A 17,121-nucleotide genomic window follows, 5' to 3' on the forward strand; every position below is an offset into this window, starting at 1 on the left:
ACTCGGTCCGGCAAAGCGGATTTCTCGCCTTTCTCGGAGATGGTCCGAGTATCGGGTCGTTCTCTCGGCTAAAGAATTCGCCAAAGGGATGATCATGGATTTCGGCGGGTGCGCGGGAGGGGAGGAACCGCGCGGGTCCCGCGGTGTCGACTGCGTGCCGCCGGCGGAGGCGGCCCGGCCGCGGGGAAGGTCGAGGAGGGCGAGTGAGGGTGAAGAAGCGGGCGGTGCTGACGATGTGCGGCGCCGTTCTGGCGGGTGTCGCGGGCGCGGGCTCGACCGCGGTCTCCGCGGCGGCTGCGGACCCGGAGCAGGCGACCACGGTGGCGGCGGAGGACGCGGCGGGGGACCCCTGGGTCTACTCCGATAAATGGGGAGTCATCGGACGGAACACCATCGGGTCGCCCGTCGCCGAACTGCGGTTCGGCCCCTGGGGCCGCACCACCGCCGCGCCGGCCGCGACGCAGAAGCCGCCGTACGGCCACGGCAGCCTCGGCCTCCTGGTCGCGGCGGGGCCGAACCCCGCGGTCACCACCGACGACGAGAAGATCGCCTACGGCAACGAGACCGATTTCGCGGGCGTCCGCCTCAGGGACATCAAGACCCTCAGCTACTCGATCTTCACCGCGATGGACTCGATCGCCCAGGTGGCCCTGCCCGGGATCGCGTTCGAGATCGATCCGAAGCTCAACCCGGGGGTCACCTACTCGACGCTCGGTTACCTGCCGAACATCTCGCAGAGCCCGTCGGCGCCGGCGACGCCCACCCAGGGCAGGTGGCAGACCTACGACGCGGCGGCCACCGGCAGCCGCTGGTTCGCCACGGGCGCGACCGGCCCCGCCATCAACTGCACGCTGGCCAGCCCCTGCACCTTCGCCCAGGCGAAGGCCGCCCTGCCGAACGCGGTCATCACCTACTCCGTCGAGTTCCAGAAGGGCCGCGACAACGCCTTCACCGGCGCCGTCGACGGCCTCCGCATCAACGACGACCTGTACGACTTCGAGTTCAAGGGAGTCCGCAAGCGCCGCATCTGACCGGCGCGGACGCGTGCGCCCACCCGCCCCGGAGGGCGGGTGGGCGCACGTCTTGCCGGGTCAGGCGTCGGGGGTGCGGGGGCGGCGGGCGGCTCGGCGGGCGAGGCCCAGAGCCGCCAGCGCGCCCAGCGCGCCGGAGGCGCCTTCCAGGCGAGAGCGGTTCGTCGGGGTCTTCGCCGTGGCGCGGGCGCGATCCACGGTGGAGAGCACCACGGGATGGGTGAGCGCGGTGCGGCCCTGGGCGAGGGCGCCCTCGCCGAAGGCCCGGGCCGCGCGGAGCGCGCGGTCCTTGCGGGCGACCGGACGGGTGCGGCGTGACCGGGCCCAGGCCAGCGCGCCGAGTGCGACGGCCCCCGCCGCGAGTGCGACGCCCTTGCCGCGTTCGGGCCGGCGCGCGGCGTGGCCCGCCTTCTCCCGGGCGGTGCGCAGGCCCTCGCGCGCCGAGGCGTCGGCCTTGTCGGCCAGCAGCGTCACGGTCTGCCCGAGCGTGCGGCGGGTGCTGTCGATCTCCTGGTGGACGGCCTCGGCCTCGCGTTCCCGCGTCGCCGTGGTCCCCAGGTTCTCGCTGGTCATCGTGTGGCCTTTCTGCCGTCGGACGGGTGGTGGGTCTGCGGTGTCCCGGTGCCGACCGGGACGCCTCAGGTAAAGGATCCCCCGCAATCACGGAAAGATAACCACATTTCTTCCGAGATTGTGTCGTGATCTAGTTTCCTGTGGCCGGGACCCACCGCTTCGTGGCGTCATACGTGCCATCCCCGGGGTCGATTTCTTGTACACGGAGCGTGTCCGAATGTGATTTGAAAGCCGTCTTGGCGGCCTCCTTCATATGGGCGCTGACCAGTGGTTTCTCGGGAATATCGCGACCTTGTCGCCGCCGTTCACGCTCAGTGATCCATTGCGTGACGCACATCTCCTTTGGTTAAAAGATGATTCAATGAATGGTCAAGCGGGCATGTTCCATTGCGACCCCATCTGAGTTGGAGAGGCATATGACCGTCGCAGGGATCATCACCGCCATCGTCATCGGCGCGATCGTCGGGATGCTGGGCCGACTGGTGCTGCCGGGCCGCCAGCCGATCGGCGTCCTGCTCACCGTGGGCGTCGGCATCCTCGCCGCGCTCCTGGGCACCGCGCTGGCCCAGGAGGTCGGCGTGTCCGTGACCGACGGCGTCGACTGGATCGAGCTGGCCTTCCAGATCGGCCTGGCGGCCGTCGGAGTCGGGCTCGTGTCCGCCGTGCGCGGCGGCAGGTCGCGCAGCGGTCGCTACTGACCGCCCCCGATGCGGAGCCGCCTTACGGGGAAGGCGGCTCCGCATCCAGGACGCCGTACCCGGCTCGGTCGGGTGCGGCGTCCTTCGGCGTGCGCGGGGGCCGGCGGTGCGCGGCGATCGGGGAAAACCCGTTGCGGACGGGGGCCTTCGATGAGATGTTCTCACTATGAGACTAAATCGAAAGGCGATCGCCGAGGAGACCGTGGCGATCCTTGCCGCGGGCGCCTACCGCGTCGGAGGCAGCACCGTGACGCTCGACGTGCCGCGCGCGGTGGCGGCGGCCCGGCTCGTCCAGCCGCACGGGTTCGCCGCACCCCGGAAGGGCGCGCACGACACCGTTGTCGAGCTGACCCGGGAGACCACCCTCGAGGCCGCGCGCAGGCTCGGCCCCGGCGTCGCCGCGCTCAACTTCGCGTCCGCGAAGAACCCCGGCGGCGGCTTCTTGCGCGGTGCGCACGCCCAGGAGGAGGCGCTGGCGCGCGCGTCCGCGCTCCACCCGACGCTGCACCGGTTCCAGACCGAGTTCTACGACGCGCACCGCGCGGAGGGGGACACCCGCTACTCCGACCGGATGATCTACTCCCCGGGCGTCCCGGTGTTCCGCGAAGAGTCCGGCGTGTTGCTCGCCGAGCCTTACGAGGTCGCGTTCGTCACTTCACCCGCGCCCAACCGCGGCGCGCTGCCCCCGGACGTCGACGTCTCGCCGATCCTGCGGCTCCGCGCCGCCAAGGTGCTGTCGCTGGCCGCGTCCGAAGGCCACGACACGCTCGTGCTCGGCGCGTGGGGCTGCGGCGTGTTCCGCAACGACCCCGCCGAGGTCGCCGACATCTGGGCCGGGCTCCTCGAAGGCCCCTTCGCGGGCGCGTTCGCGCACGTCACCATGGCGGTCTTCGACCCGGCGGGGACCACCCCGCAGTACCGCGCGTTCGCCGGCCGGTTCAAGGAGCGGGCTGGCACCGCGGACACCAGTAGGTGACGCGGTCGGCCTGCCCCGCGACCCGGATCGGGGTCCCGCAGCGCAGGCACGGCCGTCGCGCCCGGCCGTACACCCACAGGGGCCGGGCCGGCGAGCCCGTGGTGATCCGGCGCGGACGCTCCCGGTTCACCGTGAGCAGCCGGTGCGCGATCTCGACGAGGGCGGGCAGATCGGCCCGTCCCGCGGGGGTCTCCGGATGCGTCCGCCCGGTGAACAGGACCTCGGCCTTGTAAATGTTGCCTATCCCGGCGAGGTTGCGCTGGTCGAGCAGGGCCTCGCCGATGGCGACGTCGGGGCGCGCGGCGAGGTTGGCGACGGCGACGTCCGCGGCCCAGTCGGGGCCGAGCAGGTCCGGGCCGAGATGCCCGACGACCTCGCGCTCGTCGGCGACCAGCCGCAACTGGTGCACCCGGTACCCGACGGCCGTGCCCGCGTCAGTCCGCAACAGCGCCCGGATCTGGTGGAATGGCCCGGAAGGCCGCTTTCCTGGTGGAAAGATCTTCCACGCCCCGTCCATGAGCAGATGGCTGTGCAGCACCATCCCGTCGAACCGGAAGAGCAGGTGCTTGCCGCGCGGCACGACCTCGCGCACCGTCCGCCCCGTCAGGTCGGCGGTCGCCAGCCGCGGCACCCGCAGATCCGCCTCGCGCAGTTCCCGCCCCGCGAGCACCGGCCGCAGATTCCGAGCCACCCGCCACACGCTGTCACCTTCCGGCACGTATCCATTGTGCCGCCTTCGCGCGGACGGCGCCCGGGGGCCGGCGCAGCCCGAAAGCCGGGACCGCCTCCGGGGCGCTCCGGTCGGGTTCGTGGCCCGCCCGAGATTCCGCGCACCGGGCTGAAGACCTGCGGGTCGGGCAGGGGAGCGTTCCATGGGGTCGGCGTGCTCGGGTTGTGTGCGGTTCGGTGGAAATTTCCGGCTGGTGTTGTGACGGGCGCACTAGCGAGCGCTTGGTCGGGTTGGTTCGCTGTGATCCACGACACTGTGGAACCCAGGCGAAAGGGCTCTCATGGATGCTCCCCTCACTCGGCGGCAGGCGCTCGCGGGAGGCGCGGTCGCGGCCGCGACGCTCGCCACGGCGGCGCCGGCGCGCGGCGCGGCCCCGACCTCGAACGCCGACGTGATCGTCGTCGGCGCCGGCCTCGCCGGGCTCGTCGCGACCGCCGAACTCGCCGACGCGGGCCGGCGGGTGATCCTCCTCGACCAGGAACCCGAGACCAACCTCGGCGGGCAGGCGTTCTGGTCGTTCGGCGGCCTGTTCTTCATCGACTCCGACGAGCAGCGGCTCATGGGCGTCAAGGACTCGCTCGACCTCGCCCGCCAGGACTGGCTCGGCACCGCGGCCTTCGACCGCGGCGTCGACGACCCCCTCGGCGAGGACTACTGGGGCCGCCGCTGGGCCGAGGCCTACCTGGAGTTCGCCGCCACGGAGAAGCGCTCGTGGCTGTACAAGCAGGGCGTCCGGTGGTTCCCCCTCGTCGGCTGGGCCGAGCGCGGCGGCGGCCTCGCCGACGGCCACGGCAACTCCGTCCCCCGCTTCCACGTGACGTGGGGGACCGGTCCGGCCGTCGTCGAGCCCTTCGCCAAGCGGGTCCGCGCCGCCGTCGCGAAGGGCCTGGTGACGCTGAAGTTCCGGCACCGGGTCGACGGCCTCACGGTCACCGGGGGAGCCGTCGACGGGGTGCACGGGGCGGTCCTCGAGCCGAGCGACGCCCCGCGCGGGGTCGCGAGCTCCCGGGTCGTCGTCGGGGACTTCGAGCTGCACGCCGGCGCCGTCATCGTGACGTCGGGCGGGATCGGCGGGAACATCGACCTCGTCAGGCAGAACTGGCCGGACTATCTCGGGACCCCGCCCGACACCATGGTCACCGGGGTGCCCGCGCACGTCGACGGCCGGATGCTCGCGATCGCCGAGGCGGCGGGCGGCCGGATCGTCAACCGGGACCGGATGTGGCACTACACCGAGGGCCTGCGGAACTGGGACCCGATCTGGGCGAACCACGGGATCCGGATCCTGCCCGGCCCGTCGTCGCTGTGGTTCGACGCCGAGGGCCGCCGCTTCGGCGCGCCCGACCTGCCCGGGTACGACACGATCTCGACACTCAAGCGCATCATCGCGACGGGCTACGACTACTCCTGGTTCGTGCTCACCGACGAGATCATCGGCAAGGAGTTCGCGCTGTCGGGCTCCGAGCAGAACCCCGACCTCACCAACAAGAACATTCCGCTGACGCTGTCGCGGGCCTGGCAGACGCCCGAGCCGATCCGGAACTTCATGGCGCACGGCGAGGACTTCGTCGTCGCCGACACCCTCGAGGACCTCGTCGCGGGGATGAACCGCCTCACCGGCGCCGGCCTCATCAAGGTGGCCGACCTGCGCCGTCAGATCGAGGCCCGAGACCGGGAGACCGACAACGCCTACACCAAGGACCTCCAGGTCATGGGCATCCGGAACGCCCTGAAATATCCCGGCGACCAGCTCAGCCGCACCGCGGGCGTGCACAAGATCCTCGACCCGGCCAAGGGCCCCCTGATCGCCGTCCGCCTCAACATCCTCACCCGCAAGACCCTCGGCGGCCTCCAGACCGACCTCTCCGCCCGCGTCCTCTCCTCCGTCGGCACCCCCGTCCCCGGCCTCTACGCCGCAGGCGAAGTCGCCGGCTTCGGCGGCGGCGGCGTCCACGGCTACCGCTCCCTCGAAGGCACCTTCCTGGGCGGCTGCCTCTTCTCCGGCCGAGTGGCCGGCAGGGCGGCCGCTGGATCTGTGTGAAGGGCGCCGCGTCGGCGGCGCGGTGATCGGGCTGTGCTTGTTCGCCCGCGGCTCCGCCGCGGGCGGTGATCGGGCGCTGGGGATCCCGGCGCCCGATCACACCGGTGCGGTTCCCCATCAAGCCCCGTGGCAGGTGCCGGCCTGGAACCCCTGCCCGGGGCTCCTCGTCAAGGCGGGTGGCCTGCTGGACGAGGAGTGCTCCTCGTCGTAGGGAGTACCGGGTGGGTTTGTGGGGTGTGGTGCGATGTTCTAGGCAGATGGTGGGATCATCTGGTGAGGGCATCGGTGAGGGGAGCGGGCGTGGGGGACGGGTCGAGGAGCGAGCAGCAGGGGGAGACGCGGCGGCGGGTGCTGGCGGCGGCGCGGGCCGAGTTCCTGGCGCTGGGGTTTCGGGGGGCGACGGTAGACGGGATCGCGGAGCGGGCCGGGTCGACTCGGGGGGCCGTGTACTCGGGGTTTCCGGGGAAGCGGGCGCTGTATTTCGAGGTGCTCGCGGGCGACGCGGAGGCGGCGGGCCTGCGGGAGCCGGTCGAGGAGGAGATCGGTCCGGGCGCGGCGACCGATCCCGTCGGGGCGCTGACGGAGTTCGCGCGGGCCTGGGTCGGGCGGCAGCCGCTGGCGATGGACGATCCGGGGGCGGCGGCGCGGCTCGGGCGCGAGGTGGTCTCAGAGGTCGTGGTGGACGAGTACGCCCGGCAGGCGTACGCCGGGCTGATGGCGCTGGACGCGCTGCTGCTCGGGCTCGCGCTGGAGCGGATGGAGCCGAGCCGGACGTTCCGGGGCCGCCGCGTCCGGGTCGCCGAGCACGCCCTCACCCTGCTGCGCGGCGCGGAAACCCTCGCGGCCGCCGCACCCGGCTTCGGGGAGCCGCTCGACCTCGTCCCGGCCTGCGGCGCGCTCGCCGGGGCGGCGCCCGAGGAGCCCTGGAACCCGCCGCACCTGCCCTACGTGGGCAAGGCCCGGCCCGTCGACGAGGTGTGGACGCCGCCGAAGGCCGTCGACGCGGTCCGTGGGATGCCCGCCGACCTCGCCGCCGACGGGGTCGTCGCCGTCCTCGGCATGCGGCACCTCGGCGCGGTCGAGGAGGCGGTCCGGGGCCTGCCCGACGGGATCGTCACGGTGGTCCCGGTCTGCGCCGAGCCCCGGGAGTTCGGGCCGCTCGCCCGGCTCGTCGTGGCTGAGGCCGCCACCTGCCTGCGCGCGGCCTTCCCGCCGTACGCGCTGCCCCGTCTTCGGGTCGTTCACGACCGGGAGGGCGCGATCGCCGCCGCGGTCGGGCTCGGCGGCGCGGGCGACGGCACCCAAGCGGCCGTCCAGGTGCGCGGGGGCAGGATCGTCGCGAGGGCCGACGGGTACGGGGCCTGCCACGCCGCGGCCACCGCCGCGCGCTGACACCTGCGCCCTACGGGGACTCTCCTATGCGCGGCGCCGTCGTCTGGCTGAACTGCTGCGGCCGCCCGGGCTTTCCGGACTCGGCGACGTTCACCTGGTAGGCCCAGAGCAGCACAAGGGCGGCGACGGTGGCGCAGATCCAGAGCGTGACGCGGCGCATGCGTCTCCCTTCTTCGCGAGTTTCCTCACCATGCGAAGTCCTCGGTGTGGACCTGGTCGGGGTGGACGCCCGCGCGCCGCACGGCCCGTCGGACCGCGCCGAGCCAGGCGGGAGGGCCGCAGGCGAACACGTCGCGCTCGGCGATGTCGGGCACGAGGTGCATGAGCGCCTCGGCGTCGTCGTCGTGCGCGGAGCCCGCGGGCAGCCACGACAGGCCGGATCTGCGGCGGCCCGGCAGGAAGTGCACCTCCACGCCCCGCCGGTCGGCGATCTCGCGGATCTCGTCGGCGAAGACCGCGTGCTCGTGGTGCGAGTACCGGTAGATGAACGTGGTCTCGCCGGGCGAGAACGGGGTGTCCTCCAGGAGCGCCCGCATCGGCGTCACGCCGATCCCCGCGGCGATCATGAGCATTCTCGGGTGCTTCCGGCGCGCGGCCGTCAGCGTTCCGTAGGGGCCCTCGATGAGCACCCGGACGCCCGGGGCCAGGCACGCGGCCCGCGAGCTGCCGTCGCCCGCGGCCTTGACGGTGATCCGCATCGTGTCGGCCCGGGGCGCCGCCGAGACCGTGTAGGGATTGCCGCGGCTCCAGCCCGGGCCGTCGAGGAACCGCCAGATGAAGTACTGGCCGGAGCGGGTGCGCAGGCGGTCGAGGTTGCGGCCGGTCATCGTCACCGAGACGACGCCGGGCGCCTCGATCCGCACGTCGGTGACGCGCAGCCGGTGGTAGGCCGACCGCCACAGCGGCAGCGCCACCCGGAACAGAAGGACGATGGCCAGGGCGGACCCGAAGAGAGCCCACCAGTAAGCGCGCGCGACGGGATCGCGGAAGTCGGTGCCGTGGGCGACCATGTGCGGGAAGCTCAGCGCGATGCCGAGGTAGGCGTACAGGTGGAGCAGATGCCATGACTCGTAGCGCATCCTCCGCCGGACCGGCCGCAGCGAGGCGAGCACGACGAGTACCAGCAGCCCCGTGCCGACGGTGGCGAACAGCATCCAGTGCCGGTGGACGTACAGCTCCCACAGCCGCACGTTGACGCCGGGCAGGCCGGGGGAGACCCGGCAGGCCGTCGCCATCGCCAGATGCCCGATCATCAGCCAGAACGCGGCGAACCCGATCCAGCGGTGCCGCCGGATCAGCCTGTCGTGTCCGAACGCCCGCTCCACCCACGGCACCCGGGCCAGCAGCAGCACCTGGAGCACCATGAGGTCGGCGGCGAGCAGGCCGGTGAGCAGCCCGAGCGACCACAGCACCGTGTCGGACGAGGCGAGGCTCGGGGGGCCGTGGTAGCGCGTCCACAGCCAGAGGACCACCACGACGGACGCGATGCCGAGCGCGCCGAGCAGGTCCGCCGGACCGAACCGGTCGGCCGCGACGGGCACGGTCTTCTGGGACGTCGTCATCGGCCTCCTCCCGTCGGCGTGCCCGCGTTCCCCTTCAGGCATCACTCCCCGATCGGACGGCCTGTGAAAGCAGTCCTGACCTGCGCCTTACTTAACAGATCATTAACCGCGGCGCGTCTTGACGGAACTCGGGCACGCCGGGGCGCCTGGATCGTCCGGGATTGTCAGGCGAACCTGGTGGTGGGGCAGGACCCGTCGGGATCGAGGGCGCGGGTCACCCGGCGGCCGATCTCGGTGAGCTGGCGGACCTGGGCGCGGGTGAGCGGGTCGAAGACGTAGCGCCGGACCGCGGCGACGTGGCCGGGGGCGGTGGCCACCACCTTGCCCCATCCCTCCTCGGTGAGGATCGCAAGGGTGTACCTGCCGTCGGCCGGATCGGGGGCGCGGCGCACCCAGCCCTGCTTCTCCAGCCGGGTCACGGTGTGGGACAGCCGGGACAGGGAGCCGTCGGCCACCTCGGCGAGTTCGCTCATCCGCATCGTGCGCTCGGGGCGCATCGACAGGCCCGCCAGCACCTGGTACTCGAAGTGGCTGATCCCGGCGTCCTGCTGGAGCTGCGCGTCCAGGGCCGAGGGCAGCCGGATCAGCATGCTGGCCAGCCCGAGCCACGCCTGCGTCTCCTCCTCGGCCAGCCAGTGCGGCTCCCCCTCGTCCATGCCCTCAAGCCTAACTTGACCGCTCAACGACTCGGCGCGGCCGGCCCAGCGGCCTGTGAGGGAGATCTCGGGCGAAACCCTGCCGTTCACTTAGGCTTCGCTCTATCGTAAAGAAACTCGATCGTTCACTTAAGGGGGGCCGTGATGCCGGACGGTCCGTGCTCACCGGGCCCGGAACCCGGGCGCCTTGAGAACCCGGCTTCGCCGGGGCGCCCGCCTGCCGGGCGGGAACCGGTGAAGACCCGCAAGAGCAGGGTCGGGCCCTCGCGGGAGGGCGAGGTCTTCGAGCTCGTGCTGGACCGGCTGCGCGCGGTCGGCTACGAACTGCTCAGCGTCGGCGACATCGCCGCGGCCGCCCGGATGAGCAAGGCGACCATCTACCGGCAGTGGGGCGGCAAGCCCGAACTCGTCGTCCGGGCGCTGCGGTGGCGCGGCTGCCTGTGCGCCGAGGACATCGACACGGGCGCCCTGCCCGGCGACCTCAAGCGGTACGTCGCGCTCCTCGCCGAGCGGCGCGACCCCGAGCTGAACCGGGCCATGGCCCAGGCCGTGCACCGGGACCCCGCGCTGCTGGAGGCGGTCCGGACCGAGCTCCTCGGCCCCGGCGCCCTGGTGACCGATCGGCTGCTCGCCCGGGCGGTCGCCCGCGGCGAGGTCGCGGCGGACTGTAAGGCCCTGCCGTACGTGCGCAGCGCCCTTCTCGGCGCGTTCATGGGGCAGGGCCTCCTCGGCCAGCCCCTCGACGGAGACTTCGTGGACGGCTATGTGGATCACCTGATCGCCCCCGCACTCGGTCTCTGACCCCCGTGGCTCCCGGTCCCGCCCGATGACTTGGGCGGGTGCTCCCGCGCGCCCTTTTCACCCCTGTTCCACCCGTTCCGGCCCTCGCCGGGACAGCCGTCTCCCCTGGACGGCTCCGTAAGAAAGGAGGCGGGCCTTGAACCCGCCGCAGCCCACCCCCGCCGTCTCCCGCCCCAGGCTCCTCCGCGAACTCGCGCTGATCACGGTGCTCTACGCCGTCTACCGGTTCGGGCGCCTGCTCGCCAACGGGCACGTCGCCGAGGCGTTCACCAACGCGGCGCGGGTCTGGGACTGGGAGCGCTGGCTGCGGCTGCCGTCGGAGACCTCGGCCCAGTCCGTCCTGCTGCACGGCGACGCCTGGGCGAAGGCCGCCAACATCTTCTACACCGGGGTCCACTTCCCCGCGACGATCGTCTTCCTGGTGTGGATGTTCCGCAGGCATCCCGTCCACTACGTGTGGGTACGGAGGGCGCTCACCCTGCTCACCGCCGCGGGTCTCGCCCTGCACCTGGCGTTCCCGCTGGCCCCGCCGCGGATGGTGCCGTCGTTCGGGCTCATCGACACCGGGCGGCTCGTGGGACCCTCGCCGTACGGGGACGTGGAGACGGGCGGGCTGGCCAACCAGTTCGCCGCGATGCCCTCCCTGCACGTCGGGTGGGCGCTGGTCGTGGCGATCGGCCTCATCGCGGTCGGGCGCTCCCGGTGGCGCTGGCTGTGGCTGGCGCACCCCCTGCTCACCGTCTTCGTCGTGGTGGCGACCGCCAACCACTACTGGCTCGACGGGATCATCGTCACGGTCCTGCTCACCGGGATCCTGCTGCTGCTGCCGTCCCCGGGGCGAGGGAACGGGCTGGTGACGGTCGCGCCGGCCGTCCAGAGGTCTTAGGAGGGATCTACCGGGTTCGGGTGGATTCCTGGTCGGGGGCCCTCGGAGGTCATGGCCGGGTGGGCGTTCTGCGGGACGGGGTTGGAAGGGATCTATCGCAGAAAGTCCGTTGTGCCTGAGTGGTGACCATTTGGGCGTGATCCTGTGGGCTAATCGCGCATGGTGTCGGATTTCGTCGGTATTGATCAGCTTTTGGGGATCTAAGGCAAGATCGCGTAGGGCTTGTCACGTTCTGTGAGAGTGTGAGGACTGTCGGTCACATTCCGTGACCTCAGTGACGAGGGGGAATCGACATGAAGGCGACCTCGATTGCACGGCGCATCGCCGTGGCGGGAGCCATCGTTGGCGCAGCGCTGCTCGGGGCGTCGCCCGGGGCGTCGGCGGCGGTGCCGACGCAGCACGGGCACGGACACCACCACGGCCATCACGGGGGGCACCACGGGGGCCACCACGGCCACCACGGTGGGCACCACGGCCACCACGGCCATGGCCACCACGGGCACCACGGCGGCCACCACGGCCACCACGGTGGGCACCACGGTGGTCACGGCCACCACGGGGGCCACGGCCACCACTAGGACCAGGGGATTCGCCGCTCGGTGACGTCGCGCTGACGGGACCGGCGGGGTGTGTCCGCGGGAAGGGTCTCCTCTTCGGAGGGGGCCCTTCCTAGCGTCCGGGGAGGGGGTCGCCGGGCGGCGCGGTGAGGATGCGGCGTGGGAGCGGGCTGGAGTAGACGACGCTCGTGGTGATCGAGCCGAGCCCGGCGATCCGGCCGGTGGTCTGCTCCAGATGGCGCATCGAGCGGGCGACGACCTTGAGCATGAAGCAGTCCTCGCCGGTGACGTGATGCGCCTCGATGATCTCCGGGGTGGTGCCGAGGAGATCGTGGAAAGGCCGGTAGTTGCCTGTCGGGTACTTCAGCCGTACGAACGCGAGGATCGTCAGGCCCAGCCCCTCGGGGTCGACGGTCGCCGCGTAACCGGTGATCACGCCGCTCTCCTCCAGGCGCCGGACGCGTTCGGTGACGGCGCTCGCCGACATGGAGACCGTCCTGGCGAGTTCGGCGTAGCTGGCCCGTCCGTCGTTCTGAAGGGCTTCCAGCAGGCGGATGTCGGTGTCGTCCAGGGATTCATCGGGCATAGCGTGTTTCTACCATGGGATCCACGGCTGTCCGGGGGGAAGGCAGGGGATCCTCCCTTCCCGAAGGAGCCCGCGCGGGAGAGGATTATGGACATGTCCACGATCACGGTGTCGTCCGTCCTCCAGACCCCGCCCGCCCCGCCCGCCGAGGCCGCGGCCCACTTCGCCGCCCGGCTCGCCTTCCAGGCCGACGTCTCCGACGTCCGGGCGTCCCTCACCTCGGGAGATCCCGGGTTCGTCCTCCTCGACTCGCGCGGCCTGCCCGCCTGGGACCAGGCGCACATCCCCGACGCCCTGCACCTGCCCACCGGTGAGATCGCCGCCAAGGCCGCGGACCTGCTCGACCCGTCCGTCCCCGTCGTCACCTATTGCTGGGGACCCGGATGCGACGGCGCCACCCGCGCCGCCCTCGCCCTCGCGCTGCTCGGCTACCGGGTCAAGGAGATGATCGGCGGCATCGAGTACTGGATCAGAGAGGGCTTCCCCGTCGAGACCGCGGAGGGGGTCCGGCAGACGCCCGCCGACCCGCTGACCGCGCCCCTCGACGGCCCGTCCTGCGCCTGCTGACCCGGTCGGCGGCGGTCCCGCCGAGCACGGGCGCGTTCTGTCGGACCGCGATGGCATAGTGAGAGCGTGTCCGGTGGGGTCAGTTCCGATCTTGTGGGGCGCGTCGCCGAGCTGGGGCTGCTCGCCGACGCGCTGTCCGACGCGCGCCGGGGCTCCTCCCGCGCGTTCCTTCTCGGCGGCGAGGCGGGGGTCGGCAAGACCCGCCTCGTCCGGGAGTTCACCGCGCGGGCCGAGGCCGAAGGCGCGCGCGTGCTCGTCGGCGGGTGCCTGGAGCTCGGGGTGGACGGCTTCCCGTTCGCGCCGTTCACCGCGGTGCTGCGCGGGCTCGTCCGCGAGATGGGCGCGGAAGGCGTCGGAGCGCTCCTCGACGGCCGCACCGACGGCCTGGCCAGGCTGCTTCCCGAGTTCGGCGACGTCGTCACGGGGGAGACCGGCTACCTCCAGGTGCGCCTGTTCGAACAGGTCCTCACCCTCCTCGACAGGCTCGCCGCCCAAGGCCCCGTCGTGCTCGTCGTGGAGGACGCGCACTGGGCCGACAAGTCCTCCCGGGACCTGCTCACCTTCCTCGTCCGCAACCTCGGCGCGGCGGCGTCCCTGCTCATCGTCGTCACCTTCCGCTCCGACGAGCTGCACCGCGCCCACCCGCTGCGCCCGCTGCTCGCCGGGCTGGAGCGGATCGACCGCGTCAGCCGGTGCGAGCTGGCGCGGCTCACCCGGCGCGAGGTCGGCCGGCTCATGGAGAACCTGCGCGGGAGCGAGGTCGAGCCACGCAGGGTAGGCCAGTTCTTCGAGCGCAGCGAGGGCAATCCCCTGTTCGTCGAATGGCTGATGGACGCCGACGGGCGGATCGCGTGCGAACTGCCGGAATCGCTGCGGGATCTCCTCGTCGCGGGCATCCAGCGGCTGCCCGACGACACCCAGGAGCTGCTGCGGATCGCCAGCGCGGGCGGCGCCCGGATCGAGCACCGGCTGCTCGCCGCCGTCAGCGGGCTCGACGAGCGCGGCCTCACCCGCGATCTGCGGTCGGCCGTGGAAGGCAACGTCCTGGCCGTCGACGGCGAGGGGTACGCGTTCCGGCACGCCCTCATCCGCGAGGCCCTGCACGACGACCTCCTGCCGGGCGAGCACACCCGGCTGCACACCCGCTACGCCGAGGCCCTGGAAGACGACGACTCCCTCGTCCCACCGGGGCGCGCCGCGGCGGAACTCGCCTTCCACTGGCATGCCGCGCACAACATCGAGTGGGCGCTGATCAGCGCCTGGCGCGCCGCGGGGCAGGCCGAGAAGTCGGCCGCCTACGCCGAGGAACTGCGCCTGCTGGAACGGGTCCTGGAACTGTGGGAGCGGGTGCCCGGCGCCGCCGAGAAGATCGGCAGGTCCGCCTCGGAGATCACCGAGGCCGCGGCCTGCGCCGCCGACCTGGCAGGGGACAGCGAGCGCGGCATCAAGCACGCCACCGCGGTGCTCCGCACCATCGCCGAGGACGACCCGCTGCGCTGCGCGGCCCTGCTGGAGCGGCGCGGCAGGCTCAAGCACCGCGCCGGCCGTGACGGCTGGCTCGACGACATGCGCGAGGCGGTCCGCATGGTCGACCGGCTGGAGCCGAGCACGGCCACCGCCCGGATCCTCGCCGGATTCGCCCAGTACATCTTCATGGGCTGGGCGAGCGAAGAGGCCGCGGAGGCCGCCCGGCACGCCCTGGAGATCGCCCGCCGGGTCGGCGATCCCTTCTCCGAGGCGAGCGCGCTGCTGACGCTGGCCTGCCTGGACAGCGGGGTCGCCTACGGCCCGGAGGACTCCGCCTCGCTGGAGAACGCCGAGCGGATCGCCCGTGAGCACGGCTTCGCCCAGCTCGTCCTGCGCTCGGCCGTCAACCGGTCGCACTTCCTCGAAGGCGCGGGAAGGCACGCCGAAGCGGCCGAGGTGGCCGGGGAGGGGATGGATCGGGCGCGGGAGTGGGGGCTGTTCCGCACCCAGGGGTCGTTCCTGGCCATCAACCGCGCCGAGTCGCTGTTCTCGCTCGGCCGCTGGGACGAGGCGCGCGCCGCCGTCGAGCAGGGCCTCGCGGTGGACCCGCCGCTCTCCCACCAGGCGTGCCTGCTGGAGCTGGACGCCGAGATCGCGTTCAACCGCGGCCGGGAGCAGGAGGCCGCCGTGCTGGCCGAGAAGTGCCGGGAGACCCGCGCGTGGGAGATCGACCGGCGGCTCCAGGACTGGGTGCCGCTGCTGCGCGTCGAGGCCGAGCTCGCGGTCTCCCGCGGCGACAACCTGGGAGCCCTCGAGAACCTGGCCGTGCTGCTGCCCTGGACGGGCCGTCCCGACGACGCCCGCTACGCCTGGCCCGCGCTGATCACCGCGGCCCGCGCCGCCGCCACCCCCGAACAGTTGGCGCCCTACCTTGAGCGGGCCGCCAGGACCGCCGTCTACGGCCCCCTCCAGGCGGCGCAGCAGGCCACTTTCCATGCCGAGGCCGCCCGACTGACCGGCGAACGCCCCGACTGGCGGCCCGTCCTCGACGCCTGGGAGGCCATCGGCCAGCCGCTGGCGCTCGCCCGCGCCCTGGTGTCCGCCGCGGAGGAGGCCGCCGCCCACGGCGACCGCGCCACCGCCCGCGCCCACGCGGCCCGCGCCGCCGACCTGGCCCGCACCCTAGGCGCAACCCCCCTGCACACCCGCGCCCGCGACCTCGCCCGCCGCCTGAGCGGTTCCCCCCACCCCGCCCACGGCCTCACCGCCCGCGAACTGGAAGTCCTCCACCACCTCACCGAAGGCCGCTCCAACAAGGAGATCGCCGAACACCTCTTCATCTCCGCCAAGACCGCCAGCGTCCACGTGAGCAACATCCTCGCCAAACTGGGCGCCTCCTCCCGCACCGAAGCCGCCGCCACCGCCCGCCGCCTGGGCCTCCCCACCCCCGCCCCCTGACCCCCACACCCCGGCACCCGGCTCCGGCACCCGGCTCCGGCACCCGGCTCCGGCACCCGGCTCCGGCACCCGGCTCCGGCACCCGGCTCCGGCACCCGGCTCCGGCACCCGGCTCCGGCACCCGCCTCCGCAAGCTCCCGTGTCGTTCGTCCCGAGTTCTCCCGTCCCAAGCTCGGGCCCCTCCTCCGGGGGCTGGAATCCGGGCGTGACGTCGGCGTCGTGCACCTCTGGTCTGCGAGATCTTCTGCCCGGGAGTCGGGCCCGGCCTCGGGCTTGACCCGGGGTCCGCGATTCAGGATTCGCGCGGCCTCCGGCCCGGCAGGTCCGGCCGCAGGCACCACCGGTCGCGCACCTCGATCGACGCCGCGGGCGACCCCCGCGCCGCCCTCTCCTGAAGCGCCCGCGGCACCTCCCCGACGGGACCCGCTGAGTGCGTCACCTGCTCATCCTTCCGTTGTCCCGCCCACGTCGGAAGCGCCCGCGGGCGGCCGGTCGGGGCTCGGCGTCGGGTGGGGGCGTCGGGTGTCAGGCCGGCGGCTTAGGGGCTTAGGGGGGTCGCGGGGTGGCTTAGGGCGGGATGGGGGTGGGGAGATAGGGCAATCGTCCGATGTGGGGGGTGGGGGCTTAGGGCGAGATTCGAGGTGTTGGAAACCGGATGGAAGAGTGGAGACACCGGAAATGCACCCCGATTTCACCAAGCAGGCCGGCAAGGACCATGTAGAGATCCTCACCAAGGAGTCCGCCCTGATCAGGCTGCTCAAGAAGAAGCTGTGACGCGGTGGCCGGGCCACCCGGGAATCGGTCCCGGGTGGCCGGAGTAGGACGTGGCGGGCGAGAACCGCCGGTCGGACCGGTCCCGTCTCACCCTTGGGGGCAGGGCAGACGGCTGGGGGGACGGATGGTCGCGGTGGCGGGAGCGGAGGGGGCCGGGTTCAGGCTCGCGCCGGGCGATCCGGTGGAGCTCGGGGGCTGCGTTGTGGAGGGGGTCATCGCGGTCGGCGCCGGGCCGGGTGGCGCGAACACGGTGTACCGCGCGGTCGCGCCCGACGGGTCGGCCGTGTCGCTGACGGTGCTGCGGGGCGCGGGATACGCGGGGTGCGCGGCGCAGGTGGAGGCCGCGCGGCGGTGACCTGCACCGGC

General features: G+C 72.8%; 17 protein-coding genes. 10 read left to right on the forward strand and 7 right to left on the reverse strand.

Features of this window, described 5'->3' with window-relative positions:
- Nucleotides 1–203 precede the first annotated feature (203 nt).
- Nucleotides 204–1,031: a hypothetical protein gene (locus tag EDD29_RS10860; RefSeq protein WP_123664268.1), complete on the forward strand. Its 828-nt coding sequence runs from the start codon at nucleotides 204–206 to the stop codon at nucleotides 1,029–1,031.
- 60 nt (nucleotides 1,032–1,091) lie between these two features.
- Here EDD29_RS10860 and EDD29_RS10865 read toward each other — a convergent pair whose 3' ends face one another.
- Nucleotides 1,092–1,604, reverse strand: a complete 513-nt coding sequence (locus EDD29_RS10865) for a hypothetical protein (RefSeq protein WP_123664269.1) — start codon at nucleotides 1,602–1,604, stop codon at nucleotides 1,092–1,094.
- 416 nt (nucleotides 1,605–2,020) lie between these two features.
- Between EDD29_RS10865 and EDD29_RS10870 the strand changes: the two genes are divergently transcribed.
- Nucleotides 2,021–2,302 (forward strand): GlsB/YeaQ/YmgE family stress response membrane protein, encoded by a 282-nt coding sequence (locus EDD29_RS10870; protein ID WP_123664270.1) that lies wholly within the window; start codon nucleotides 2,021–2,023, stop codon nucleotides 2,300–2,302.
- A 166-nt stretch (nucleotides 2,303–2,468) separates the two neighbouring features.
- Complete coding sequence (locus tag EDD29_RS10875; RefSeq protein WP_123664271.1) at nucleotides 2,469–3,278, forward strand: TIGR02452 family protein; 810 nt, start codon at nucleotides 2,469–2,471, stop codon at nucleotides 3,276–3,278.
- Here EDD29_RS10875 and EDD29_RS10880 read toward each other — a convergent pair.
- Nucleotides 3,241–3,996: a DNA-formamidopyrimidine glycosylase family protein gene (locus tag EDD29_RS10880; protein WP_123664272.1), complete on the reverse strand. Its 756-nt coding sequence runs from the start codon at nucleotides 3,994–3,996 to the stop codon at nucleotides 3,241–3,243. The genes EDD29_RS10875 and EDD29_RS10880 overlap by 38 nt on opposite strands.
- 292 nt (nucleotides 3,997–4,288) lie before the next feature.
- Between EDD29_RS10880 and EDD29_RS10885 the strand changes: the two genes are divergently transcribed.
- Together EDD29_RS10885 and EDD29_RS10895 are read left to right on the forward strand one after the other, a co-directional pair.
- Nucleotides 4,289–6,049, forward strand: a complete 1,761-nt coding sequence (locus EDD29_RS10885) for an FAD-binding dehydrogenase (protein WP_123664273.1) — start codon at nucleotides 4,289–4,291, stop codon at nucleotides 6,047–6,049.
- Nucleotides 6,050–6,349: 300 nt separating this feature from the next.
- On the forward strand, nucleotides 6,350–7,441 hold the full coding sequence (locus EDD29_RS10895) for a TetR/AcrR family transcriptional regulator (protein WP_123664275.1): 1,092 nt from the start codon (nucleotides 6,350–6,352) through the stop codon (nucleotides 7,439–7,441).
- Between the two features lie 10 nt (nucleotides 7,442–7,451).
- Here EDD29_RS10895 and EDD29_RS45380 read toward each other — a convergent pair whose 3' ends face one another.
- From EDD29_RS45380 to EDD29_RS10905, 3 genes are all read right to left on the reverse strand, one after another.
- Nucleotides 7,452–7,601, reverse strand: a complete 150-nt coding sequence (locus tag EDD29_RS45380) for a hypothetical protein (protein WP_170201355.1) — start codon at nucleotides 7,599–7,601, stop codon at nucleotides 7,452–7,454.
- 25 nt (nucleotides 7,602–7,626) lie between these two features.
- Nucleotides 7,627–9,003, reverse strand: coding sequence for a ferredoxin reductase family protein (locus EDD29_RS10900; RefSeq protein ID WP_123664276.1), 1,377 nt, complete (start codon nucleotides 9,001–9,003; stop codon nucleotides 7,627–7,629).
- Between the two features lie 164 nt (nucleotides 9,004–9,167).
- Nucleotides 9,168–9,659, reverse strand: a complete 492-nt coding sequence (locus tag EDD29_RS10905) for a MarR family winged helix-turn-helix transcriptional regulator (RefSeq protein ID WP_123664277.1) — start codon at nucleotides 9,657–9,659, stop codon at nucleotides 9,168–9,170.
- 234 nt (nucleotides 9,660–9,893) lie between these two features.
- Between EDD29_RS10905 and EDD29_RS10910 the strand changes: the two genes are divergently transcribed.
- Together EDD29_RS10910 and EDD29_RS10915 are read left to right on the forward strand one after the other, a co-directional pair.
- Nucleotides 9,894–10,460, forward strand: a complete 567-nt coding sequence (locus EDD29_RS10910) for a TetR/AcrR family transcriptional regulator (protein ID WP_170201356.1) — start codon at nucleotides 9,894–9,896, stop codon at nucleotides 10,458–10,460.
- Nucleotides 10,461–10,596: 136 nt separating this feature from the next.
- Complete coding sequence (locus EDD29_RS10915; protein ID WP_123664279.1) at nucleotides 10,597–11,346, forward strand: phosphatase PAP2 family protein; 750 nt, start codon at nucleotides 10,597–10,599, stop codon at nucleotides 11,344–11,346.
- 200 nt (nucleotides 11,347–11,546) lie between these two features.
- Here EDD29_RS10915 and EDD29_RS45385 read toward each other — a convergent pair whose 3' ends face one another.
- Nucleotides 11,547–11,894 (reverse strand): hypothetical protein, encoded by a 348-nt coding sequence (locus EDD29_RS45385; protein ID WP_170201220.1) that lies wholly within the window; start codon nucleotides 11,892–11,894, stop codon nucleotides 11,547–11,549.
- Between the two features lie 121 nt (nucleotides 11,895–12,015).
- Nucleotides 12,016–12,489 (reverse strand): Lrp/AsnC family transcriptional regulator, encoded by a 474-nt coding sequence (locus EDD29_RS10925; protein WP_123664281.1) that lies wholly within the window; start codon nucleotides 12,487–12,489, stop codon nucleotides 12,016–12,018.
- 93 nt (nucleotides 12,490–12,582) lie between these two features.
- Here EDD29_RS10925 and EDD29_RS10930 point away from each other — a divergent pair, with 93 nt between their 5' ends.
- The 3 genes from EDD29_RS10930 (at nucleotide 12,583) to EDD29_RS45390 (ending at nucleotide 17,110) form a co-directional block, all read left to right on the forward strand.
- Nucleotides 12,583–13,056, forward strand: coding sequence for a rhodanese-like domain-containing protein (locus EDD29_RS10930; RefSeq protein WP_123670410.1), 474 nt, complete (start codon nucleotides 12,583–12,585; stop codon nucleotides 13,054–13,056).
- A gap of 66 nt (nucleotides 13,057–13,122) precedes the next feature.
- Complete coding sequence (locus tag EDD29_RS47645) at nucleotides 13,123–15,981, forward strand: helix-turn-helix transcriptional regulator (protein WP_123664282.1); 2,859 nt, start codon at nucleotides 13,123–13,125, stop codon at nucleotides 15,979–15,981.
- 907 nt (nucleotides 15,982–16,888) lie between these two features.
- A complete protein-coding gene (locus tag EDD29_RS45390) occupies nucleotides 16,889–17,110 on the forward strand; it encodes a hypothetical protein (RefSeq protein ID WP_170201357.1) in 222 nt (73 codons plus the stop codon).
- Nucleotides 17,111–17,121 lie beyond the last annotated feature (11 nt).

It is taken from the genome of Actinocorallia herbida (assembly GCF_003751225.1).
Taxonomy (GTDB): domain Bacteria; phylum Actinomycetota; class Actinomycetes; order Streptosporangiales; family Streptosporangiaceae; genus Actinocorallia; species Actinocorallia herbida.